The organism is Micromonospora sp. AB353 (assembly GCF_049538395.1).
Taxonomy (GTDB): domain Bacteria; phylum Actinomycetota; class Actinomycetes; order Mycobacteriales; family Micromonosporaceae; genus Micromonospora; species Micromonospora aurantiaca.
Map to the genome: position 1 here is coordinate 194,374 of NZ_JBMVFV010000001.1, position 22,967 is coordinate 217,340.

20 protein-coding genes are annotated in these 22,967 nt (G+C 73.3%); 11 read left to right on the forward strand and 9 right to left on the reverse strand.

Annotated elements, in window-relative coordinates:
* The first annotated feature begins 29 nt into the window (after positions 1–29).
* Positions 30–959: an NAD(+)/NADH kinase gene (locus tag ACPCK6_RS00935; RefSeq protein WP_423480046.1), complete on the forward strand. Its 930-nt coding sequence runs from the start codon at positions 30–32 to the stop codon at positions 957–959.
* A gap of 6 nt (positions 960–965) precedes the next feature.
* Here ACPCK6_RS00935 and pgm read toward each other — a convergent pair whose 3' ends face one another.
* Both pgm and glgC read right to left on the reverse strand, forming a co-directional pair.
* A complete protein-coding gene (gene pgm, locus ACPCK6_RS00940; RefSeq protein ID WP_423480047.1) occupies positions 966–2,609 on the reverse strand; it encodes a phosphoglucomutase (alpha-D-glucose-1,6-bisphosphate-dependent) in 1,644 nt (547 codons plus the stop codon).
* A gap of 35 nt (positions 2,610–2,644) precedes the next feature.
* Positions 2,645–3,877: a glucose-1-phosphate adenylyltransferase gene (glgC, locus tag ACPCK6_RS00945; protein WP_194800913.1), complete on the reverse strand. Its 1,233-nt coding sequence runs from the start codon at positions 3,875–3,877 to the stop codon at positions 2,645–2,647.
* Between the two features lie 93 nt (positions 3,878–3,970).
* Between glgC and glgA the strand changes: the two genes are divergently transcribed.
* Positions 3,971–5,164 carry a glycogen synthase gene (gene glgA / locus ACPCK6_RS00950; RefSeq protein ID WP_423480048.1) on the forward strand — a complete coding sequence of 398 codons (1,194 nt, stop codon included), beginning with the start codon at positions 3,971–3,973 and terminating at the stop codon, positions 5,162–5,164.
* A gap of 123 nt (positions 5,165–5,287) precedes the next feature.
* Here the strand turns inward: glgA and ACPCK6_RS00955 are convergent, their stop codons facing one another.
* A complete protein-coding gene (locus ACPCK6_RS00955; RefSeq protein WP_423480049.1) occupies positions 5,288–5,743 on the reverse strand; it encodes a type II toxin-antitoxin system VapC family toxin in 456 nt (151 codons plus the stop codon).
* Positions 5,733–5,972 carry an AbrB/MazE/SpoVT family DNA-binding domain-containing protein gene (locus ACPCK6_RS00960; protein ID WP_366594372.1) on the reverse strand — a complete coding sequence of 80 codons (240 nt, stop codon included), beginning with the start codon at positions 5,970–5,972 and terminating at the stop codon, positions 5,733–5,735. Before ACPCK6_RS00960 ends, ACPCK6_RS00955 begins: the two co-directional genes overlap by 11 nt.
* Before the next feature lie 60 nt (positions 5,973–6,032).
* Between ACPCK6_RS00960 and ACPCK6_RS00965 the strand changes: the two genes are divergently transcribed.
* From ACPCK6_RS00965 to glgB, 3 genes are all read left to right on the forward strand, one after another.
* Positions 6,033–6,761 (forward strand): class I SAM-dependent methyltransferase, encoded by a 729-nt coding sequence (locus ACPCK6_RS00965; protein WP_423480050.1) that lies wholly within the window; start codon positions 6,033–6,035, stop codon positions 6,759–6,761.
* Positions 6,762–6,864: 103 nt separating this feature from the next.
* A complete protein-coding gene (locus ACPCK6_RS00970; protein ID WP_423480051.1) occupies positions 6,865–8,961 on the forward strand; it encodes an alpha-1,4-glucan--maltose-1-phosphate maltosyltransferase in 2,097 nt (698 codons plus the stop codon).
* A complete protein-coding gene (glgB, locus tag ACPCK6_RS00975; protein WP_423480052.1) occupies positions 8,949–11,051 on the forward strand; it encodes a 1,4-alpha-glucan branching protein GlgB in 2,103 nt (700 codons plus the stop codon). The genes ACPCK6_RS00970 and glgB overlap by 13 nt, the downstream gene beginning before the upstream one ends.
* A gap of 202 nt (positions 11,052–11,253) precedes the next feature.
* On the opposite strand, the gene ACPCK6_RS00980 is transcribed toward glgB, so the two are convergent.
* The gene (locus tag ACPCK6_RS00980) at positions 11,254–12,330 is read right to left on the reverse strand and encodes an App1 family protein phosphatidate phosphatase (protein WP_396880618.1); all 1,077 of its coding nucleotides are present in this window, start codon (positions 12,328–12,330) and stop codon (positions 11,254–11,256) included.
* Between the two features lie 82 nt (positions 12,331–12,412).
* Here ACPCK6_RS00980 and ACPCK6_RS00985 point away from each other — a divergent pair, with 82 nt between their 5' ends.
* The 4 genes from ACPCK6_RS00985 to ACPCK6_RS01000 all read left to right on the forward strand — a co-directional run bounded on the left by ACPCK6_RS00985 (position 12,413) and on the right by ACPCK6_RS01000 (position 16,586).
* The gene (locus ACPCK6_RS00985; RefSeq protein WP_423480053.1) at positions 12,413–14,017 is read left to right on the forward strand and encodes a hypothetical protein; all 1,605 of its coding nucleotides are present in this window, start codon (positions 12,413–12,415) and stop codon (positions 14,015–14,017) included.
* A gap of 16 nt (positions 14,018–14,033) precedes the next feature.
* A complete protein-coding gene (gene yaaA, locus ACPCK6_RS00990) occupies positions 14,034–14,837 on the forward strand; it encodes a peroxide stress protein YaaA (protein ID WP_423480070.1) in 804 nt (267 codons plus the stop codon).
* A gap of 109 nt (positions 14,838–14,946) precedes the next feature.
* Positions 14,947–15,591, forward strand: a complete 645-nt coding sequence (locus tag ACPCK6_RS00995; protein WP_423480054.1) for a hypothetical protein — start codon at positions 14,947–14,949, stop codon at positions 15,589–15,591.
* A gap of 71 nt (positions 15,592–15,662) precedes the next feature.
* Positions 15,663–16,586: a TAXI family TRAP transporter solute-binding subunit gene (locus ACPCK6_RS01000; protein ID WP_396880779.1), complete on the forward strand. Its 924-nt coding sequence runs from the start codon at positions 15,663–15,665 to the stop codon at positions 16,584–16,586.
* A gap of 6 nt (positions 16,587–16,592) precedes the next feature.
* Here ACPCK6_RS01000 and ACPCK6_RS01005 read toward each other — a convergent pair whose 3' ends face one another.
* Entirely contained in the window at positions 16,593–17,981 is a 1,389-nt protein-coding gene (locus ACPCK6_RS01005; RefSeq protein WP_423480055.1) for a sensor histidine kinase, read from the reverse strand.
* Positions 17,982–17,991: 10 nt separating this feature from the next.
* Positions 17,992–18,648: a response regulator transcription factor gene (locus ACPCK6_RS01010; protein ID WP_013285276.1), complete on the reverse strand. Its 657-nt coding sequence runs from the start codon at positions 18,646–18,648 to the stop codon at positions 17,992–17,994.
* Positions 18,649–18,732: 84 nt separating this feature from the next.
* On the opposite strand from ACPCK6_RS01010, the gene ACPCK6_RS01015 reads away from it, so the two are divergent.
* Positions 18,733–19,071 carry a DUF952 domain-containing protein gene (locus ACPCK6_RS01015; RefSeq protein ID WP_135239228.1) on the forward strand — a complete coding sequence of 113 codons (339 nt, stop codon included), beginning with the start codon at positions 18,733–18,735 and terminating at the stop codon, positions 19,069–19,071.
* A 67-nt stretch (positions 19,072–19,138) separates the two neighbouring features.
* On the forward strand, positions 19,139–19,681 hold the full coding sequence (locus ACPCK6_RS01020) for an acyltransferase (RefSeq protein ID WP_135239227.1): 543 nt from the start codon (positions 19,139–19,141) through the stop codon (positions 19,679–19,681).
* 55 nt (positions 19,682–19,736) lie between these two features.
* Here the strand turns inward: ACPCK6_RS01020 and ACPCK6_RS01025 are convergent, their stop codons facing one another.
* Positions 19,737–21,485, reverse strand: a complete 1,749-nt coding sequence (locus ACPCK6_RS01025) for a CDP-glycerol glycerophosphotransferase family protein (protein ID WP_423480056.1) — start codon at positions 21,483–21,485, stop codon at positions 19,737–19,739.
* Between the two features lie 196 nt (positions 21,486–21,681).
* Entirely contained in the window at positions 21,682–22,965 is a 1,284-nt protein-coding gene (locus ACPCK6_RS01030; protein WP_135239225.1) for a nucleotide sugar dehydrogenase, read from the reverse strand.
* Positions 22,966–22,967 lie beyond the last annotated feature (2 nt).

A 22,967-nucleotide genomic window follows, 5' to 3' on the forward strand; every position in this document is an offset into this window, starting at 1 on the left:
GCGGCCCGCCCTTGTGATGAGCTGTACCGGTGGCGGGTGACGTGCTGGGTCTGGTGCTGCACCCCACCCGGGACGTCTCCGAGGTGGTGGGCATCGTCGCGGACTGGGCCGCCCGGCACCGGATCACCCTGGCGGTACGCGCCGAGGACCGCGCCCGCGTACCGGCGGCGGTGGAGACGATCGCGGCGGACGAGCTGGCCGACCGCTGCGACGCCCTGATCAGCATCGGCGGCGACGGCACCATGCTGGGAGCGCTGCGGATGGCCGTCCGCGACCCGAAGCCGGTGCTCGGCGTACACCTGGGCCGGGTCGGCTTCCTGGTCGAGGTGGAGCCGCCGGATCTGCCCCGGGCGCTGGAGCGGCTGGTGGAGCACGACTTCACCGTCGAGTCGCACGCCTGCCTGGCCTGCGACGTCTGCGGCGACGACGTGGTGGCGTTCAACGACATCGCCCTGGTCCGGCAGCCCGGCGCCGGGTTCGTCACGGCCACCCTGGCGGTGGACGGCCAGCGGTACGGCTACTACCGGTGCGACGCGCTGGTGGTGAGCACACCGAGCGGCTCGACCGCGTACAGCTATGCCGCCGGCGGGCCGCTGATCTCGCCGGCCACTGAGGCGATGGTGGTGACGCCGTCCGCGCCGATGGCCGGGATCTCCCGCTCGGTGCTGCTCTCCGCGCACGAGACGGTGCACCTGGAGCTGCGGGCGGACTCGGCGCCGGTGGCGGTGGAGATGGACGGCCTGCTGATCCGGCAGGCGGCGACCGAGGGTTCGGTGCACATCCGGTACGTCAAGGACGCCGGCCGGGTGGTCCGTCTCGACCCGCGCCGCTACCAGGAGCGCAACCAGCTCAAACTGAGCCTGCTGGACCTGCCGCTGCTGCCCGACCAGTTGCGGGAGCTGTTGCCGGACGGGTTGCGGGAGCAGCTCAACCGCCGGGAGCTGCCCCCGCCCCGCTGAGCCGGGTCAGGCGGTGGCGAGCACGCCGTCGACCAGCGCCTTGGCCTCGTCCTGGATCCGGGCCAGGTGCTCCGGGCCCTGGAACGACTCGGCGTAGATCTTGTAGACGTCCTCGGTGCCGGACGGGCGGGCGGCGAACCAGCCCGACTCGGTGGTCACCTTGAGCCCGCCGATCGCGGCGCCGTTGCCGGGCGCGGTGGTGAGGATCGCGGTGATCGGCTCACCGGCCAGCTCGGTGGCGGTGACCTGCTCCGGCGACAGCTTCGCCAGGACCGCCTTCTCCTCGCGCCCGGCCGGCGCGTCGATCCGGGCGTACGCGGGCGCGCCGAAGCGGTCGGCCAGCTCGGCCCAGTGCTCGCTGGGCGTACGGCCGGTGGTGGCGATGATCTCGGCGGCGAGCAGGCAGAGCAGGATGCCGTCCTTGTCGGTGGTCCAGGTGCCGCCGTCGCGGCGCAGGAACGACGCGCCGGCGCTCTCCTCGCCGCCGAACCCGACGGTGCCGTCGAGCAGGCCGGGCACGAACCACTTGAACCCGACCGGCACCTCCAGCAGCGGGCGGCCGAGGTCGGCCGCGACCCGGTCGATCATCGAGGAGGAGACGAGCGTCTTGCCCACCGCCGCGGCCGGGCCCCACTGCTCCCGGGTACGGAACAGGTGGCCGATCGCCACGGCCAGGTAGTGGTTGGGGTTCATCAGGCCGCCGTCGGGCGTGACGATGCCGTGCCGGTCGGCGTCGGCGTCGTTGCCGGTGGAGACCGCGTAGTCGTCCCGGGCGGCGATCAGCGAGGCCATCGCGTTCGGCGAGGAGCAGTCCATCCGGATCTTGCCGTCGCCGTCGAGCGTCATGAACCGCCAGGTCGGGTCCACGAGCGGGTTGATCACGGTCAGGTCGAGGCGGTGCCGATCGGCGATCTCGCCCCAGTACGCCACGCTCGCCCCGCCCATCGGGTCCGCGCCGATGCGCACCCCGGCGTCGCGGATCGCGTCGATGTCCAGCGCGGCGGGGAGGTCGTCGACGTACCGGGCGAGGAAGTCGTACTCCCCGGTGGTGGCGGCGGCGCGCGCCCGCGCGTACGGGATGCGTTTCACCTCCTTGAGCCCGGCGGCGAGGATGGCGTTCGCGCGGTCCTGGATCCACTTCGTGGCGTCGGTGTCGGCGGGCCCGCCGTGGGTGGGGTTGTACTTGAACCCGCCGTCGGACGGCGGGTTGTGCGACGGGGTGATGACGATGCCGTCGGCGAGGCCGCTGGTGCGCCCCCGGTTGTGGGTGAGGATGGCGTGCGAGACGGCGGGCGTCGGGGTGTAGCCGTCGCGGCTGTCGCGCAGCACTGTGACGTCGTTGGCGGCGAGCACCTCCAGCGCGTCGGCCTCGGCGGGCGCGGAGAGCGCGTGGGTGTCCCGGCCGAGGAACAGCGGCCCGGAGAGGCCCTGTTCGCGGCGGTAGTCGCAGAGCGCCTGGGTGACGGCGAGGATGTGGTCGGAGTTGAAGGCGTTGCGCAGGCTGGACCCGCGGTGCCCGGAGGTGCCGAAGGAGACCTGCTGCGCCGGGTCGTCCGGGTCCGGGTGCTCGGCGTAGTAGGCGGTGACCAGCCGGGGCACGTCGACCAGGTCGGCGGGCTGGGCGGGCTGGCCGGCACGGGGGTGGGCCACTGCGGGATCCTCCTCGGTGATGCGGTGGGGACTGCTCAGGGCTCGACGCGCTGGCCCTTGCCGATGACGACGATGCCGTTGTCGGACACGGTGTAGCGCTGGCGGTCCTTCTCCAGGTCGACGCCGATCTCGGCGCCCTCCGGGACGTGGACGTTCTTGTCCAGGATCGCGCGCCGGACGACCGCGTGGCGGCCGATCTGGACACCCTCCATCAGCACGGCGCCGTCGACGTGCGCCCACGAGTGGACCTTCACCTTCGGCGCCACGATCGAGTTCTCCACCAGCGAGCCGGAGATCACCGAGCCGGGCGAGACCATCGAGCTGACCGCGCGGCCGACGCGCTCGCCCCAGGCGTGCACGAACTTGGCCGGCGGGTACGGCGGCTGCTCGGTGTAGATGGGCCACTCGAAGTTGTAGAGGTTGAACACCGGGTGCACGTTGATCAGGTCCATGTGCGCGTCGTAGAACGAGTCGAGCGTTCCCACGTCCCGCCAGTAGCCGCGGTCGCGGTCGGTGCTGCCGGGCACCTCGTTGTCCTTGAAGTCGTAGACGTTGGCCTCGCCGCGCTCGACGAGCATCGGGATGATGCTGCCGCCCATGTCGTGCTTGCTCGTCTTGTCCGCCGCGTCGCGCTCGACCGCCTCGCACAGCGCCCGGGTGGTGAACACGTAGTTGCCCATCGAGGCGTAGATCTCGTCCGGCGCGTCCGGCAGCCCCACCGCGTCGGTGGGCTTCTCCCGGAACGCACGGATGCGCTTGCCGTCCTCGCCGACCTCGATCACGCCGAACTGGTCGGCCGTCGACAGCGGCTGCCGGATGCCGGCCACCGTCACACCGGCGCCGGAGGCGATGTGGTCCTCGACCATCTGCCGGGGATCCATCCGGTAGATGTGATCGGCGCCGAAGACGATCACGTAGTCCGGCTGCTCGTCGTTGATCAGGTTGAAGCTCTGGTAGATCGCGTCGGCCGAGCCGGCGAACCACCACGGGCCGCGGCGCTGCTGCGCGGGCACCGGCGTGACGTAGTTGCCGAGCAGCGTCGACATCCGCCACGTCTTGGTGATGTGGCGGTCCAGCGAATGCGACTTGTACTGGGTCAGCACGACGATCTTGAGGAAGCCGGCGTTCGCCAGGTTGGACAGGACGAAGTCGACCATGCGGTACATCCCGCCGAAGGGGACGGCGGGCTTCGCCCGGTCGGTCGTCAGGGGCATCAGGCGCTTGCCCTCCCCGCCGGCCAGGACGATCGCGAGCACCTTGGCAGCCATGCTCAGACGCTAACCACCTCGAACCGACTTCACCACTCGGACGCCCACACTTGCCACCGCGTGCGACGCGGCGCTCTGCACTAGGGTGCGGGCATGGCACCGATGCGCGTCGACCTGCTCACCCGCGAGTACCCGCCGGAGGTGTACGGCGGCGCCGGTGTGCACGTGGAATACCTCGCCCGTGAGCTGCGCCGGCTCGCCGACGTCCGGGTGCACTGCTTCGGCGCGCCCCGCGACGAGGAGGGCGTGACCGCGTACGCCGAGCCGCCCGCGCTGGCCGGCGCGAACGCCGCGCTGCGGGTCATGGGCGTCGACCTGGAGATGGCCGCCGGGACGGCCGGCACCGACGTGGTGCACAGCCACACCTGGTACGCCAACCTGGCCGGGCACACCGCGAAGCTGCTGCACGGGGTGCCGCACGTGGTGACCGCGCACAGCCTGGAGCCGCTGCGCCCGTGGAAGGCAGAGCAGCTCGGCGGCGGGTACGCGCTCTCCTCCTGGTGCGAACGGACCGCGTTCGAGGCGGCCGACGCGATCATCGCGGTGAGCGCGGGCATGCGGCGCGACGTGCTCACCGCGTACCCGGCGGTGAACCCCGACCGGGTACGCGTGGTCTACAACGGCATCGACACCGCGCAGTACGCCCCGGACCCGGGCACCGACGTGCTCGACCGGCTCGGCATCGACCCGGCGCGGCCCAGCGTGGTCTACGTCGGGCGGATCACCAGGCAGAAGGGCCTGCCGTACCTGCTGCGGGCGGCCCGGGAACTGCCCGCCGACACCCAGCTCGTGCTGCTGGCCGGCGCGCCGGACACCCCGGAGATCGCCGCCGAGGTGGAGGGTCTCGTGGCGGAGCTGCGAGCCACCCGGTCCGGGGTGATCTGGGTGGCGGCGATGCTGCCCAAGCACGAGGTGATCCAGGTGCTCACCCACGCCACGGTCTTCGCCTGCCCGTCCGTCTACGAGCCGATGGGCATCGTCAACCTGGAGGCGATGGCCTGCGAGACCGCCGTGGTGGCGACCGCCACCGGCGGCATCCCGGAGGTGGTGGCCGACGGCGAGACCGGGCTGCTGGTGCCGATCGAGCAGGCCGGCGACGGCTCCGGCACGCCGCTGGACCCGGAGCGTTTCGTTGCCGACCTGGCCGCGCGCATGAACGAGCTGCTGGCCGACCCGGACCGGATCGCGGCGTTCGGGGCGGCGGGGCGGCGGCGGGCGGTGGAGCACTTCTCCTGGGACGCGATCGCCCGCCAGACGGTAGAGGTGTACCGCTCGGTGGGCGTGTAAGGAAGGGCACCCTATTAACGCCCCCGGTAGAGGAAGGGCCCCTTCTTAACAACCCGCACGAGACGGCAGCCTGCCTGGACCGCAGCCCGCTCGTGCACAACCGCCTGACAACGCTGCCGGACGTCAGACGTCGGGCGCGATCACGGCCAGTCCAGGGAAGTAACTGCGGTAGCGGCTGCTGTCCCGGGTCAGCAGACGGTAGTGGCAGACCGCCGCGTGCGCGCCGATGTAGAAGTCGGCGATCGGCGAACGCTTGGCACCCCCGCGTGACCGGTACCGCGCGTACGCCTTGCCAGCCAGGAAACCGGCCGGGTAGGGCAGTTCCTCGCGCAGGAAATCGGTGGCCGGCAGTGCGTCATCAAGGTCCTCCACGCGCGCGAACCGCACGGACACCTCGGCGTAGACGATCGGGTTGATCACCAGAAGACCGGCATCACGAGAAGCGGCCAGGGCGTCGCTGGACCAGTCCGCCCACTTCGGGTCGTCGGTGAAGATGTCCAGCAGAACGTTCGTGTCGACCAGGGTCGCGACCGTGTCGGTGGCTCGGCCCGCCACGGCTCGGATCCGCTCACTCGCCACGGAGCAGTTCCATCAGCTCATCCGTCGACATGCCCTCCACCTCTCGGGCAGCGCCTCGTCCACGCATGCGCCGAACCAGACGTCGTCCACGGGTCTCCACGTCATCGACACGCACGATACGCAGAGCGCCGCCCTCCTCGACCACGTCCACCTCGTCGCCCTCGTGCAGGTTGTGCCGGGCACGCAGTTCGGCCGGGATGGTCACCTGCCCCTTGCTGTTCAACCTCATCGGATCCTCCCGTCACGTAATACAGATGATACGTGTCACGGACGCGGATACAGTCCCCGGATGCCGGATGCGATCTTCGCCCATCCTCGGCTCGCGCCGGTCTACGACGCGTTCGACGGCGACCGGGACGACCTGGACGCGTACCTCGCGATCGCCGACGAGCTGGACGCGCGCGTGGTGCTCGACCTCGGGTGCGGCACCGGGAGCCTCGCCCTCCTGCTCGCCCGGCACGGCCGTACCGTCGTGGGCGTGGACCCGGCCGAGGCGTCGCTTGATGTCGCCCGGGCGAAGGACGGCGCCGACCGCGTCCGCTGGATCCACGGCGACGCCACGACGCTGCCGCCGCTGCGCGCCGACCTGGCCGTGATGACCGGCAACGTGGCGCAGGCCTTCCGCACCGACGACGACTGGGCGCGCACCCTGCGGGGCATACGTGCCGAGCTGCGGCCCGGCGAGCATCTCGTGTTCGAGACGCGCCGCCCCGAACGCCGCGCGTGGGAGGAGTGGGCGGCGGACACCGCGCCGGTGACCCGGGACGTGCCGGGCGAAGGGCCTGTGCAACGGCGTCTCGAGGTCACCGCTGTGGAGCTGCCGTTCGTGTCCTTCCGGTTCACCTACCGCTTCCCGGCCGACGGCGCCGTCGTCACGTCGGACTCGACGCTGCGGTTCCGCGACCGCGACGAGGTGCAGGCGAGCCTGGCCGCCGCCGGATTCCGGGTAGTGGACGTGCGCGAGGCGCCCGACCGCCCGGGCCGGGAATTCGTGTTCGTCACCCAGCGATCGACCTGAACGTCGCCGTCGGGCTGAGCATCGTCGACGCCCTGTGAGCGCGGGTTGAGGGCTGAGGTGAAGTCGCCGAGCGCGAGAGGATCTCGCGCAGTAGGTTGAGCGGGTGACTGGACGGTTCCCGATCGAAGACGTCTCCCCCGTCGTCTCCTGCGGTCGCTACCCGGCCAAGGCGGTGGTCGGCGAGGTCGTACCGGTGTCGGCGCGCGCCTACCGCGAGGGCCACGACGCGCTCGGATGCAACGTGGTCTGGCTCGGCCCGGACGGCGCGGCCCGCCCGTTCACCCGGATGCGCCCGGGTGAGCCCGGCCAGGACCGCTGGCACGCCACCATCCGCCCGGACGCGGTGGGCCTGTGGCGCTTCGCCGTGGAGGCGTTTCAGGATCCGTACCTCACCTGGCAGAACGCGGTCACCAAGAAGCTCGCTGCCGGCCAGGGCGCGGCCGAGCTGGCGAACGACCTGGCCGAGGGCGTACGGGTACTGACCGCCGCGCTCGACCTGGTGCCGAGGGCCGGCCGTGATCGCGTACGCGAAGCCGTGCGGGCCCTGGCCGACGACGGCCTGGACCTGCCGCGGCGGGTGAGCGCTGCGCTGGATCTGGCCGACCTGCTGTGGGAGCACCCGGTGCGCGAGCTGGTCACCACCGGCGAGGAGCGCACGCTGTGGGTGGACCGGCCGCGGGCGCTCTTCTCCGCCTGGTACGAGTTCTTCCCCCGCTCGGAGGGCGCGGTCCCGGCCACCGTCGACGCGCCCGCGCGTTCCGGCACGTTCGCCACCGCGATCCAGCGGCTGCCGGGTGTCGCGGCGATGGGTTTCGACGTGCTCTACCTGCCGCCGATCCACCCGATCGGCCGGGTCAACCGCAAGGGCCGCAACAACGCGCTCACCGCGGGGCCGGACGACGTGGGCTCGCCGTGGGCGATCGGCGCGGCCGAGGGCGGCCACGACGCCATCCACCCCGATCTGGGTACGCCGGAGGACTTCCGCGACTTCGTCGCGGCCGCCGCCGAGCAGGGGCTGGAGGTGGCGATGGACCTGGCGTTGCAGTGCGCGCCGGATCACCCGTGGGTCACCGAGCACCCGGAGTGGTTCACCACCCGGGCCGACGGCAGCATCGCGTACGCGGAGAATCCGCCGAAGAAGTACCAGGACATCTATCCGCTGAACTTCGACAACGATCCGGAGGGCATCCGGGCCGAGGTGCTGCGGGTGGTGCTGCACTGGGTCGGCGAGGGCATCCGGATCTTCCGGGTCGACAACCCGCACACCAAGCCGTTCGACTTCTGGCACTGGCTGATCGCCGAGGTCAAGAAGGTCGACCCGGACGTGCTGTTCCTGGCCGAGGCGTTCACCCGGCCGGCGATCATGCACGGGCTCGGCAAGATCGGCTTCACCCAGTCGTACACCTATTTCACCTGGCGCACGACGGCGGCCGAGATGCGGGAGTACTGCGAGGAACTGGTCGCCTCGGTGGACTGGATGCGGCCGAACTTCTGGCCCAACACGCCGGACATCCTGCACTCGTCGTTGCAGCACGGCGGCCCGCCGATGTTCAAGATCCGGGCGGTGCTGGCGGCGCTGCTGTCCCCCTCATGGGGCATGTACGCCGGGTTCGAGCTGTTCGAGCACGTGGCCCGGCCGGGCGCCGAGGAGTACCTGGACAACGAGAAGTACGAGCTGCGGCCCCGGGACTGGGACGCCGCGCTGGCGCAGGGCCGGTCGCTGGCGCCGTTCGTCACCACGCTGAACCGGGTACGCCGGGACAACCCCGCCCTGCACCACCTGCGCAACCTGCGGTTCCACGACATCGACAACCCGGCGCTGCTGTGCTGGTCGAAGCGCGACCTCCAGACCGGCAACACGGTGATCGTGGTCTGCTCGTTCGACTCCCGCGAGGTGCAGTGGGGCAACACCACGCTCGACATGCCGGCGCTCGGCCTGGACTGGCACGAGCGGTTCACCGTGCGCGACGAGCTGACCGGCGCCGAGTACGACTGGGGACAGCGCAACGCGGTACGCCTCGACCCGTACCTGCAACCGGCGCACGTGCTCACCGTGCGCCGCCCGGCCGCACCGGCCCCCGCCGAACCGGAGCACCCGGCCGCGCCCGACCTGACAGTGGAAGACGTACCCGCCGACCTCTCCGGCGGCACCGCCCCGACCGCACCGGCCGACAAGGACGACGCCCGATGGACCAGCTGATCGCCGGCGAGGTACACGACCCGCACGCCGTGCTCGGCGCGCACCCGGCCGACGGGAGCACCACGATCCGGACGCTGCGCCGGGGCGCGGGCGAGGTGGCGGTGCTCGCGGACGGCGAACGGCACCCGATGAAACGGGTCCACGACGCCGGTGTCTTCGAGGCGGTCCTCCCCGGCGAGGTGCTCGACTACCGGGTCGAGGTGGACGGCACGACGCACGACGACCCGTACCGTTATCCGCCCACGCTCGGCGACCTCGACCTGCACCTGATCGGCGAGGGCCGGCACGAGCGGCTCTGGGCGGCGCTCGGCGCCCGCGTGTTCGACGAGGGCGTCGCGTTCACCGTCTGGGCGCCCAACGCACGGGCCGTGCGGCTGATCGGCGACGTCACCGGCTGGGCGCCGGACGACGGGTGGCCGATGCGCTCGCTCGGCTCCAGCGGCGTGTGGGAGATCTTCGTGCCCGGCCTGCCGGTGGGCAGCCGCTACAAGTACCGCATCCTCGGCGCCGACGGCCGGTGGCGGGACAAGGCCGACCCGATGGCCGCGCGCACCGAGGTGCCGCCGGCCACCGCGTCGGTGGTGCACGAGTCACGGTACGAGTGGGGCGACGCGGACTGGCTCGCGCGCCGGTCCCGGCAGGCGCCGCACCAGGAGCCGATGAGCGTGTACGAGGTGCACCTGGGCTCCTGGCGCCCCGGCCTCGGCTACCGGGAGCTGGCCGAGCAGCTCACCGCGTACGTGCTGGAGATGGGCTTCACCCACGTGGAGTTCCTGCCGGTGATGGAGCACCCGTTCGGCGGCTCGTGGGGCTACCAGGTCACCGGCTACTACGCGCCGACCGCCCGGTTCGGCGACCCGGACGACTTCCGGTATCTGGTGGACCGGCTGCACGCCGCCGGCATCGGCGTGCTCCTGGACTGGGTGCCGGCGCACTTCCCGAAGGACGAGTGGGCCCTCGCGCGTTTCGACGGCACCCCGCTGTACGAGCACCCCGACCCGCGTCGCGGCGAGCACCCCGACTGGGGCACGTACGTCTTCGACTTCGGCCGCAACGAGGTCCGCAACTTCCTCGTCGCCAATGCGCTGTACTGGCTGGCCGAGTTCCACATCGACGGGCTGCGCGTGGACGCGGTCGCCTCGATGCTCTACCTGGACTACTCCCGCTCCGACGGGCAGTGGGCGCCGAACGTGCACGGCGGCCGGGAGAACCTGGAGGCCATCGCGTTCCTCCAGGAGGTGAACGCCACCGTCTACCGGCACCACCCGGGCGTGCTGATGATCGCCGAGGAGTCCACCGCCTGGCCCGGCGTCACGAAGCCGACCTCCGAGGGCGGGCTCGGGTTCGGGTTCAAGTGGAACATGGGCTGGATGCACGACACCCTGCTCTACACCTCGAAGGACCCGATCTACCGGCAGCACCACCACCATCAGCTCACGTTCTCCCTCGCCTACGCGTGGAGCGAGAACTACGTGCTGCCGATCAGCCACGACGAGGTGGTGCACGGCAAGGGGTCACTGGCGGGCAAGATGCCCGGCGACACGTGGCAGCGGCTGGCGACGGTACGGGCACTGCTGGCGTACATGTGGGCGCACCCGGGCAAGCAACTGCTGTTCATGGGCTGCGAGCTGGCCGACGACAGGGAGTGGAGCGAGGAGCGGGGCCTCGACTGGTACCTGACCCACGACCCGGCCCGCGCCGGCGTGCAGCGGCTGGTCGCCGACCTGAACCGGGTCTACCGGGCCAGCCCGGCGCTCTGGGCGCAGGACACCGACCCGGCCGGCTTCCGCTGGATCGCCGGGGACGACGTCGCCAACAACGCGGTGTCGTTCATCCGGATCGCCCCGGACGGGCAGACGCTGGTGTGCGTGGCGAACTTCTCCGCGACCCCGCTGGAGGACTACCGGATCGGCCTGCCGGCAGCAGGTACGTGGGCGGAGGCGCTGAACACCGACGCCCACCACTACGGCGGGTCGGGCGTGGGCAACCTGGGCGAGGTGCACGCGGAGAACGTGCCGTGGCACGGCCTGCCCGCGTCGGCGTCCCTGCGCGTCCCCCCGCTGGGCGTCCTCTGGCTCACCCCCAGCTGACCCGTCCGCCCGGTCGATCATGAAGTTGACGGCACTTCAAGAGATCCACAAAACCGTCAACTTCATGATCGATGGGGAGAGGCCGGGAGGCCGGGAGGCCGGGAGGCCGGGAGGCCGGGAGGCCGGGAGGCCGGGAGGCCGGGAGGCCGGGAGGCCGGGAGGCCGGGAGGCCGGGAGGCCGGGGGCGCAGAGAAGGGGACTGTTAGACCAGGTCGGCTTCGCGCAGCAGCTTCCAGAGGCCGGCGCCGTCGGGGGCGCTCAGCCACTTCTGGCCGATCGGGCCGGACGACGACCGCCCGGCCGGCGCGGGCAGGCTACCGGCGAGCACCGACTGGGTCGGGGACAGCCGCCGGATCGCCACCCCGGCCACGTTGTCCGGGTGCGCGGCGGCGAACTCCCGGTAGATCTCCGGGTCGTGCTGCCCGTCGTCGCCGATCAGCAGCCACCGCACCTCGGGGAACTCCCGGGACAGCCGGGCCAGCGTGGCCCGCTTGTGTTCCCGGCCGCTGCGGAACCACCTGTCGGCGGTCGGCCCCCAGTCGGTGAGCAGCAGCGGCCCGGCCGGGTAGAGGTGCCGGGACAGGAACCGGGTGAGCGTCGGCGCGACGTTCCAGGCGCCGGTGGACAGGTAGAAGACCGGCGCGCCCGGGTGGGCGGTGGCCAGCCGCTCGTACAGCACGGCCATGCCGGGCACCGCGGTGCGGGCGTGCTCGTCCAGCACGAACGTGTTCCACGCGGCGAGCAGCGGCCGGGGCAGCGCGGTCACCATGACGGTGTCGTCGATGTCGGAGAGGATGCCGAAGCGGACGGCCGGGTCGAGCACGCGGACCAGCGCCTCCACCGGCTCGGCGTCGGCGACGCTGAGGCGTACGCAGCCCCACCCCGGGGCGAAGTCGGCCTCGATCACGGTGTCGACGAAGCCGCTGCGGTCGGCGGTCACCTCCTGGCGCACGCCGTCGGCCTCGATCGTCACCGTGATGTGCTTGGCGGGCAGCGTGGCGAAGCTGCGCCAGCCCCGCACCTTGTCCAGCCGGCCCCGCCGCCGCGTGTCCGGGCGGCCCAGCAGCACCCGGCAGAGCACGCGCGCCCAGCCCGGGGCGCCGTAGCCCGCGTACGCGATGATGTTCGGCTGCCACCCGGTGCGCCGCAACCGGCGCTCCACCAGGCCGTGCACGGCGTCCTCGAAGCGCGCGGCGCGGTGCAGTTGCGGAACGGCCAACTGGTCCGGTGGTGTGGGCGGCACACGGCAACAGTGCCACAACCGGACCGGCCGGGCCACGCGAGTGATCCACGCCGATCCGACCCGGCGGCGGGCGCCGCCGTGACAGACTGCGGTCGGGACGACGACGGGGGCGTTTGTCGTGTCGACGACGAAGCGGGACCGGGTACTGCCGCGTCCGGACGCGCCGGCGCTGGTGGCGCTGCTGCTCGGCGTCGCGGCTGTCGGCTACCGGCTGGTGCTGACGCTGCTCACGGTGCCCGCGTCGAACAGCGACGAGGCCACGTTCGGCCTGGCCGCGCTGCACATCGCGAGCGGTGGTGAGCGGCCGGTCTTCCTCTACGGGCAGCGCTACATGGGCGTGCTGGAGTCGTACCTGGCCGCGCCGCTTGTCGGCTGGGCCGGGCCGAGCTGGCCGCTGCTGCGGCTGCCGCTGCTCGCGCTCTTCGCGGTCTTCCTGTGGCTGGCGTACCGGCTGACCCGCCGCCTGTTCTCCCCCTGGCTGGCGGTCGCCGTGGTGGGCCTGCTGGCGCTCGGCTCGGAACGGGTGGTCCGCGACCAGCTCACCGCGGTCGGCGGCCGCCCGGAGGTGAAGCCGGCGGTGCTGGCGATGCTGCTGATCGCGGTGGCCCTCGGCGACCGGCGGATCCGGCACCACTGGCTGGCCACCGGCGCGTTCGGGCTGCTCGCCGGGCTGGCGCTGTGGTCGGACTGGCTGATCGCGCCGTACCTGCTGGTAGCGGCGGTGGTGCTCGCGGTGGCGGTGCCCCGGGACCTGATCGGCTGGCCCGGTGTGCTGCTGGTGGCGGGCTTCCTCGCCGGGATCGCCCCGATGGTCAAGGACAACCTCGTCGCGCCACCCGGGCAGGACTCGCTGTCGGTGTTCCGTGAGATCAGCACCAAGGAGGGGGTCGCGCCGTCGCTCGCCGAACGGCTGCGCGGCGGGCTGCTGGAGGGGGTGCCGCTGGCGTCGGGCATGTGCCCGATGGACGGCTGCGCGCGCTGGGCGCAGTGGTTCGGCGTGCTCTACCCGGTGCTGCTGGTGGCCGCCGCCGCGCTCGGGCTGCGCGCGTACCGCCGGGCCGCCGACCACGCCGCGCGGGTCCGGGCCGTGGCGATCCTCGCCCTGGTCGTGGGCGCGGCGCTGACACTTCTGGCGTACGTGCGCAGCCCGCTCGCCGCGACCGACCCGCTCGGCAACGCCCGCTACCTGTCGGTGCTCCAGATCTCGCTGCCGGCCGTGCTGTGGCCGCTCTGGCTGGCCGCCGCGCACGCGGTGCGGGGCACCGCCGGACGGGCGGCCCGGCTGGGCGGCGCCACGGCGGCGGCGGTGCTGGCCGGGCTGACCGCCGCCACCGTCGCCGGGACCGTGGCGTTCCTGACCGGCGTGCCGGGCGTACGGCACGAGGAGCGCACCGCCCGCCGTCTGGCCGACACGGTGCGGGCGGCCGGTCTGCACGAGGTGTACGGGGACTACTGGACCTGCAACCGGCTGATCTTCAACACCGGCGAGACGGTGGCCTGCGGTGTGCTCGACGGCACGCTGACGCCGGGGCAGAACCGCTATCCGGCGTACTGGCAGCGGGTGGCGCGCGCGGAGCGGCCCGGGTACGTAATGGCGGTCGGCTCCCCGGCCGAGCGCACGCTGCGGCGGCTGCTGGGCGACCGCGCCGACGCGGCGGTGGTGGCCGAGGTGGGCGGCAGTCGCGTGTACCACCCCGAGCGTGCCGTCCGGCCGTGGCGCTGACCCCGGCCCGTACGCTGTGCCGGTGCTCATCCTGCTGCCCCCGTCGGAGGGGAAGGCCGAGGCCGGCACCGGCCGCCGGCTGGACCTGTCCCGGCTGTCCCTGACCGAGCTGAATCCGGCCCGGGAGGCGGTCCTGACCTCGCTCGTCGACCTGTGCGCCGGGCCGGACGAGACGGCGGCCCGGACCGCGCTGGGCCTCACCGAGGGTCAGCGCGGCGAGCTGCGGCGCAACGCCCGGCTGCGGGAGGCGGCCACCGCGCCGGCCGGGCGGCTCTACACCGGCGTGCTCTACGAGGCGCTCGGGCTGGACACGCTGCCGCCCGACGCGCAGCGGGCGGCCCGCCGCCAGGTGCTGATCAGCTCCGGCTTGTGGGGCGCGGTACGCCTCGCCGACCGGATCCCGCCGTACCGCTGCCCGATCGGGGCGCGGCTGCCGGGGCTCGGGGCGCTGTCGGCGTACTGGCGGGAGGCGCTCGGGCCGGTGCTGGAGCCGGCTGCCGGACGCGGGCCGGTGCTGGACCTGCGCTCCGGCGCGTACGCGGCCACCTGGACGCCGCGCGGCGCGCTCGCCGAACGCACGGTGACGGTACGGGTGCTGCACGAACGGACCGTGGACGGCACACCGACCCGGTCGGTGGTGAGCCACTTCAACAAGGCCACGAAGGGCCGGCTGGTGCGGGATCTCCTGCTCGCCGACGCCCGGCCGCGCACCGCCGACGCCCTGGTGGGAGCGCTGCGGGAGCTGAAGTACACGGTCGAGGAGGCGCCCCGGGCGGCCGGGCGGCCCCGGCAGGTCGACCTGGTCGTCACCGAACTCTGAACCGCGGGCTTCCCGCAAATTTTGCTCAAGGCTGGGGCGCATCGGTTCCCGGCCCGGCGCTCGGCAGCGACGGTAGAGGTACCCCGACTCTGACCGAGGAGCCGCGCCGATGCTCACCACGCTGCTCGACCGCCCGCGCCCGTCGCCGCCGCTGGACTGGCTGACCCTGACCGACGCCTTCGAGGTCGCCTGCATGGTGCGCTGCACGCCGCCGCCGGCCGCCGACGTCCGCCGTCTCGACTCCGGACCGCACCGGGGCGGGATCGCCGAGTTCAACCGCGAGGACGCGGCGCAGCGGATGCGGCAGCTACTGGGACGCCTCGACGTGCCGGTGGAGCACGAGCTGACCACTGGTGGCCTGCGCCGCCGCTACGAGCTGCACCGGCTGTCGGTGCCGCCGCCGCACCGGGCGGCGTACGCGAATCTGCTGACCGCGGGCTGGCGGCAGGGCCGCCGGGAGCTGCTCGGCGGGCCGGTCCCGGGCGCATCGGCACCGCGGCGGCTGTGGCGGCCCCGGCTGGCGGCGGCGGCCTGGCGGGCCGCGCTGCTCGCCGGTGGCCGGCACGTCCGCCGGCACTGCCTCGGCATCCGGCTCGCCGACCGGGACCTGGCGGCGGTGCTGGTACGCGGCGCGGCGCTGCTGGACGTGCCGGCGGCGCTGCGGCCGGGCTCGGGTTGCTTCCTGGTGGTGGTGCCGAACGGCGAGCACCGGGAGCGGATCACCGAGAGCGCGGAGCTGGCCCCGGCGAGCTGACCGGCCGGGCGTGGGCTTGCGCCACGGCGGGTGCACGGCGCAGAGTGCAGCCCGTGAGCCGACACTGGCCTGTGCGCGCCGCCGCCCCGCTCGTGCTGGTGCTCCTGCTCGTCGCCGGGCTCACCGGGTGCCGGGACGAGACGTCCGAGCCGACCCGCATCCGCATCGCCACCGGCAGCCCGACCGCCGTCTACCACGCCTTCGGCCAGTCGCTCGCGGCGCTGCTCAACCGGGAGCTGCCAGGCGTGCGGGCCGAGGTGGTGGTCACCGCCGCGTCGGCACAGAACGTGCGGCTGGTCGGCGCCGGGGAGGCGGAGCTGGGCTTCACCCAGGCCGACGTGCTGCCGCCTCGCGAGCCCGAACACCCGTCGGTGCTCGCGGTGGCCCGGGTCTACGACGACCTGCTGCACCTGGTCACCCGCGCCGGCGGGCCGATCCGCACGCTCGACGACCTGCGTGGGCGGCGGGTGTCGGTGGGCGCCGACGGCTCCGGCACGGAGATCACCGCCAGCCGCCTGCTGGCGGTGGCGCAGCTCGGCGGCGACCGCGTGCGCCAGGAGCACCTGGGACTGGACGACTCGGTGGCGGCCCTGCGGGAGGGGCGGATCGACGCGTTCTTCTTCTCCGGCGGGCTACCGGTGCGCGGCGTCGCCGACCTGGCCCAGCGGACCTCGCTGCGGATCGTCGACCTGGGCGACTGGACCGAGCCGCTGCGCCGGGCGTACGGGCAGGTCTACGTGACCCGGGACGTGCCCCGCTCGGTGTACCGGGCCGACCCGGTCAGCACGGTGGCGAACCCGAACTACCTGATCGTGCGCGCCGACCTGCCCGCCGCGCTGGTGCGGGAGGTGACCCGGCTGTTGATGGACCGCCGGAAGGAACTGGCCGCCGCGCACCCGGCGGCGGGACGGATGAGTCCCCGGTCGGCGATCGTCACCACTCCGCTGCCGCTGCATCCGGGCGCGGCGCAGTGGTATCGCGCCACGAAGCCCTGACGCGGGTCAGCACCGGACCGGCTCGTCGGCGGGCGCCGGGAACCACAGCTCGGCGACCAGGCCCCGGGGCTCGCCCTGGCGCATGGTGAGCCGGCCGTCGGAGGCGTCGACGAGCACCGCCGCGATGGTCAGCCCGAGGCCCACGCCGTCCACGTTCTGCGCGTCCGGCGCCCGCCAGAACCGCTCGGTGGCCTGGTCGAGCTGACTGGTGGTCATGCCCGGCCCGGTGTCGCCGACGGTCATAACCGTCCCGCCGTCGGCGGCCCGTACGGTCACCGTCACCTCTCCCCCGGCACCGCTGAACTTCACCGCGTTGTCGATCAGGGCGTCCAGCGCCTGGTCGATGGCGGTCGGCACGGTCCGGGCGTACGCCGGCGTGTCCTCGGCGTCGAGGCGGAGCGTGACCTCGCGGTGCCGGGCCAGCGGCAGCCAGGCGGCCACCCGGGAGGCGGCGGTGGCGGTGGCGTCCACAGTCACCCGCTCGTTCTCCTCCCGCTCGGCGCGGGCCAGCGTGAGCAGCGCGTCGAGCACCGTGGCGAGCCGGTCGGTCTCCTCCAGCGCCAGCCGGTGCTCGGCGCGCCCGTCCGGGTCGGTGAGGCTGGGGCCCAGTTCCTCCACCCGCAGCCGCAGCGCGGTGAGCGGGTTGCGGAGCTGGTGGCTGGCGTGCGCGACGAAGGCGCGTTGCCGGTCCATCACGTCGGAGACCGCGTCGGCCATGTCGTTGAAGCTGGTCGCCAGCCGGCGCAGTTCGGGCGGGCCGAGTCCGGCGCGGACCCGCGCGGCGCGGCGACCCTCGGCGATCTCGTGGGTGACCGCGTCCAGCTCGGTGACCGGGCGCAGCACCCAGCCGGCCAGCCCGAACGCGGTCGAGACGCAGGCCAGCACCGCCAGCAGGCCGATGCCCGCCAGCAGCAGCCACCACACGGTGACGGTGCGGCGCACGCCGTCCGCCGGGCTGGTCGTGACGACGGCGCCGAGCACCTCGCCGCCGTCGTTGATCGGCACGGCCGTCACCACCGGGCCGCCGACCCAGGGCCAGACCGACTCGGGGCCGCTGAACTGCTGCCCGGACAGGGCGGTGTCGAGCGCCGCGCGGGTGCCCGCGCCCGGCTCCCACCCGGACGAGGCCACCACGGTACGGCGGTCCCGGTCCACCACTGCCGCGCCGATGCCGTAGAGCGCGTCGTAGGCGGCCAGTTCCCCGTCCAGCGGGCCGGGGCTGCCGCCCCGCAACGCCGGCCCGGCCAGCGAGGCGAAACGGGTGGCGTCGGCGAGGCGGTCGGCGCGGACCCGGTCGGTCTCCCGGGTCGCGAGCGTGGCCGCCAGCGGCGTCTCCAGGGCGATCAGGACCAGCACCATCAGCAGCAGGTAGCTGATCACCAGCCGGCGGCGCACGACCCGGCCCTCACGCCTCGCGGAGCCGGTAGCCGACCCCGCGTACGGTCTCCACCAGCGTCGGATCGCCGAGCTTGCCGCGCAGCGACCCGACGTGCACCTCCACGGTGTGCCGGTCGGCCCAGGTGGTGCCCCACACGTCGAGCAGGATCCGCTCGCGCGGCACCGCCACCCCGGGCTGGCGGGCCAGGGACAGCAGGATGTCGAACTCCTTGCGGGTGAGCGAGACGTCCCGGCCGGCCACCGTCACGGTCCGGCCGCCCACGTCGATGCGGACCGTACCGGCCTCGATGAGGTTGCGCTGCGGCGCGGTGTGCGCGGCCCGGCGCAGCACCGCCTCGATCCGCGCCTGCAACTCCACCATCGAGAACGGCTTCACCACGTAGTCGTCGGCGCCCAGCCGCAGCCCCAGCACCCGGTCGCGTTCCTCGCCGCGCGCGGTCACCGCGATGATGCCGAGCCGGCTGCTGCGCCGCCGCAGCTCGCGGCACAGGTCGGTGCCGTCGCCGTCGGGCAGCCCCAGGTCGAGCAGCACCAGGTCGCAGGGGGCGGCGGAGAGCGCGGCGGCCACTGTGGCGGCGTGTTCCACCTGGTAGCCGCGCCGGGTCAGCGCGGACGACAACGCCGCGGCGACCCGTCGGTCGTCCTCGACCAGGAGGATCCGCACCCGTTCCTCCCTCACCTCGACGTGTTGCCCTGCGAATGGTGGCAGACGCGCCGCCGGGACGCGAGGCCGCTCTAGGCTGCTGGCGTGATCTACAAGATTCTCACCGACGACGAGTGGGCGCGGGCACGGGCGGACGGGCGGTTTGCCGGCACCGCGATGGACCGGCAGGACGGCTACGTCCACCTGTCCGCCGCCGACCAGGTGGTGGAGACCGCGCGGAGGTTCTTCGCCGGCGTCACCGGCCTGACCGTGCTCGCGGTGGACGAGTCCCGGCTCGGCGACGCGCTGCGCTGGGAGGAGTCCCGTGGCGGTGCGCTGTTCCCGCACCTGTACGGCGCGTTGCCGGTGGACGCGGTCGTCGCCGCGCACCCGCTGCCGGCCGACCGGCCCGCCGCCGACGCGGTGGCCGAACTACTCGGGTGAGCGCTCGTTATGCTGCGTCGAGCCCGCCCGACGGCGCGACGCGCCCTGGCATGTGATGCGAGTTGAGATGACTGACAGCAACGACCGGTCCGCCTCCGTCTTCGTCCACCCGACGGCCGACGTGGAGTCCGGCGCCCAGGTCGGCGACGGCACCAAGGTCTGGCACCTGGCGCACATCCGGTCCAGCGCCCAGGTCGGTGCCGGCTGCGTGATCGGCCGCAACGTCTACGTCGACGCGGGCGTCACCGTCGGTGACCTGGTGAAGATCCAGAACAACGTCTCGGTCTACCAGGGCGTGACCATCGAGGACGAGGTGTTCGTGGGCCCGTGCGCGGTGTTCACGAACGACTTCCGCCCGCGCGCCCAGAATCCGGACTGGACGATCACCCCGACGCTCGTCCGCCGGGGCGCGTCGATCGGCGCGAACGCCACGCTCGTGTGCGGCATCGAGGTGGGCGAGTACGCGATGATCGCGGCCGGCTCGGTGGTGACCCGCGACGTCAAGCCGTACCAGCTGGTGGCCGGCAACCCGGCCCGCCCGAAGGGCTGGGTCGACGCCAAGGGCGAGGTCATCTCCCGCGACGTCGACAACCCGCCGCAGCAGGGCTGACCGGACGACCGGGGGCGACGACCGCGCCGGTCGTCGCCCCCGTCACCGGTACGCCTCAGCCGCAGAGGCGGCCGATCTCGTCCCGGAACCGGTCCATCGGGTTCGACCCGGCCGGGCCGAGCAGGTACTCCTTCAGCTCCCGCCGCGCCCCGGTCATCGGGTCGTCGCCGGCCCGGGTCACGTCGAGGATCTTCGCCAGCTCGCCGCAGTCCGCCGAGAGCAGGTACGCCGCCCGCGCGGTCGGGAACTGCCGCCGGAACTCGTCCTCGGGCAGGCCGGCCGGGTTGGCCACCACGTACGGGCGCTCGCTCTGCACGAAGTCGGAGACCACGCTGGACACGTCGCTGACCAGCAGGTCGGTGACGTTGAAGCAGTCGAACAGTCCGGGCGTGCGGCCGGTGACCACGAGGTGCGCGGCGCCGTCCAGCGAGGACGCGTCGGTCTCGCCGCCGGCCGCCTTGATCCGGGCCACGATCCGCTCGTGCACGGCGCGGGCCTTGGGCGAGCGCGTGCCGGTCAGCGGGTGCGGCTTGTAGATCACCCGGACGTCCCCGGCGGCGAGCAGGCCGGACACGATCCGCTCCCCCATCAGCACGAGCGAGGTGTGGTACGGGTCGTCGTCGAGCCAGCCCTCCCAGGTCGGCGCGTACAGCACGGTGAACCGGTGGTCGGCGGCACCGGAGCCGAACGTGTGCACCCCGGCGAGCTGCGGCCGGCCGACCTCCACGATGTCGCGGTCCAGCACGCCGACGTCGGCCCGGGCGTACCGTTCCCGCCCGGCCGGCCCGGCCACCCAGACCTCGTCGTACACCTTGCTGTACGGGTTCACGCTCGCCTGCTTGTCGCTGTCGCCGTGGCCGACGAAGACGTGCTTGACGCCCGGCTCCCGCAGCAGGTGGATGTTGGCGCCGACGTTCGCCGCGTACAGCGCCACGCGCAGCGAGCTGAGGTCCAGGTTCATGAAGTCCACGCCGGCCGGCACGCAGATGACCGGCAGCCGGGTGTCGGCGAGCTGCTCGAACGCGTCCGCGGCGCGCAGCAGCACGACGGCGCGGCGGCCGGTCGCCTCCACCGGCGCGAGCCACATGTTGGCCTGGTAGATGTCCTTGGCCGGGCCGGCGAAGTAGAGCGCCACCTCGGGCCGCTCCCGGGCCATCCAGTCGTGCACGGCGGGCAGCACACCCGGGGCCTTGCCCCGGCCGCGCAGTGCGGTGAGCGCCAGCACCGCGGCGGTGACCAGGCCGGCGGCGAGCGTGACCAGGCCGGTGACCACCACCGGCGCGACCCGGTCGAGCGCGGCGGCCACCACTGCCGCGGGCACCAGCAGCACGTTCAGCAGCGGCATGTGCAGCCCGGCCAGCCGTCGCGCCCAGGCCGGCGGCACCGGCACCCGCCGCAGCGCGCCGAGGTCGATGTTGCGGGTGTACGCCGGCGGGTCGACCCGGCCGTCGATCACCTTGGTCACCGCGCCTGTGGCGACGGCTACCGTCCACAGCGCGGCGGGCAGCAGCAGGACGGCGACGGTGCCGGCGACGCCGGGACGCACCGCCGCGATCACCAGCAGGGCCACCGACAGGTCCCGCACCAGCCGCCGGAAGGTCGTGCCGAGACCGGCCTTGTCCAGCAGCGTGGCGGTCCCGGTGTGCCGCCCGGCCAGGGCCAGCTCACCGGTGACGGCGACCACGGCGGCCACCGCGTACGGGACCACCAGGCCGAGGACTCCGGCGAGGACCATGACCGCGTAGCCGAGAAGCGTCGCGCCGACCGCGGCGAGACCCTGCTGGCTGCGTACTCTGCTCAACAACGAACGCTCCCTGTCTGCCCTGCCCCGCCGATGTCGGTCCGAGTCGATCTCCGACGGCTGCGACCCTAAACGGATCACATGACACAAGTATTGCCGGGGTGTCCGGCAGGTGAACTCCGGACGGCGGCACAACGATGACGGCATGCGACGGGCCCCGGCCGTCCGAGAACGGCCGGGGCCCGGGAAACCGCTGAGGTCAGCCCCCGATGACCACCCGGCGCACGCCGGTCCAGCGCGCCGGGTCGGTGACCCGGCGGCCGTCTACCAGCACCGTCACGCCCGGCAGGTCGGCCGGGGCGAGGGTGCGGTACTCCGCGTGGTCGGCCTGGATGACGGCGGCGCCGACCGGCTCGCCGTCGTAGCCGGGCAGGCCGTGCGCGACCAGTTCCTCGTTGGTGTACATCGGGTCCGAGACGTACGGCACCGCACCCCGGCGGCGCAGCGCCTCGACGGTCGGGAAGACGCCGGAGAAGGCGGTCTCCTTCACGCCACCCCGGTAGGCGGCGCCCAGCACCAGCACGCCCACCCCGGTGAGGTCGCCGTACGCGGCGGCGAGCAGGTCGACCGCGTACTCCGGCATGGCCGCGTTGGCCTCGCGGGCCGAGCGGACCACGGTGGCGGCCGGGTCGTTCCACAGGTACATCCGCGGGTAGATCGGGATGCAGTGGCCGCCGACGGCGATACCCGGCGAGTGGATGTGGCTGTACGGCTGCGTGTTGCACGCCTCGATGACCTTGGTGACGTCCACGCCGACGGTGTCGGCGAAGCGGGCGAACTGGTTCGCCAGGCCGATGTTCACGTCCCGGTAGGTCGTCTCGGCGAGCTTGGCCAGCTCGGAGGCCTCGGCCGAGCCGAGGTCCCACACGCCGTTGGGGCGGTCCAGGTCGGGGCGCTCGTCGAAGTCGAGCACCGCCTCGTAGAACCGCACACCGTGCGCGGCCGACGCCTCGTCGATGCCGCCGACCAGCTTCGGGTAGCGGCGCAGGTCGGCGAAGACCCGGCCGGTGAGCACCCGCTCCGGGCTGAACACCAGGTGGAAGTCGGTGCCGGCGGTCAGGCCGGAACCCTCGGCGAGCATCGACGCCCACCGGTTACGGGTGGTGCCGACCGGCAGCGTGGTCTCGTAGCTGACCAGCGTGCCCGGCTTCAGCCCACGGGCGATGGCCCGGGTCGCGTCGTCCATCCAGCCGAAGTCCGGCACGCCCTCGGCGTCCACGAACAGCGGCACGACCACGACGACCGCCTCCGACTCGGCGACCGCGGTGGCGGTGTCCGTGGTGGCCGACAGCAGGCCGGCGGCCACCGCCTCCTTGAGCTTGACGTCCAGGTCGGCCTCACCCGGGAAGGGCACGGCACCGTCGTTGACCAGCTGGACGACCCGCTCGGAGACGTCGGCGCCGATCACCCGGTGCCCCTTGGACGCGAACTGCACGGCCAGCGGCAGACCGATCTTGCCGAGCGCGACGACGCAGATGTTCATGA

Coding starts and splice junctions, on each gene's coding strand:
- glgC (WP_194800913.1), bottom strand. CDS start 3,877: ATGGCTGCCAAGGTGCTCGCGATCGTCCTGGCCGGCGGGGAGGGCAAG.
- glgA (WP_423480048.1), top strand. CDS start 3,971: ATGGCACCGATGCGCGTCGACCTGCTCACCCGCGAGTACCCGCCGGAG.
- ACPCK6_RS00960 (WP_366594372.1), bottom strand. CDS start 5,972: ATGAGGTTGAACAGCAAGGGGCAGGTGACCATCCCGGCCGAACTGCGT.
- ACPCK6_RS00965 (WP_423480050.1), top strand. CDS start 6,033: ATGCCGGATGCGATCTTCGCCCATCCTCGGCTCGCGCCGGTCTACGAC.
- glgB (WP_423480052.1), top strand. CDS start 8,949: ATGGACCAGCTGATCGCCGGCGAGGTACACGACCCGCACGCCGTGCTC.
- ACPCK6_RS00995 (WP_423480054.1), top strand. CDS start 14,947: ATGCTCACCACGCTGCTCGACCGCCCGCGCCCGTCGCCGCCGCTGGAC.
- ACPCK6_RS01020 (WP_135239227.1), top strand. CDS start 19,139: ATGACTGACAGCAACGACCGGTCCGCCTCCGTCTTCGTCCACCCGACG.
- ACPCK6_RS01030 (WP_135239225.1), bottom strand. CDS start 22,965: ATGAACATCTGCGTCGTCGCGCTCGGCAAGATCGGTCTGCCGCTGGCC.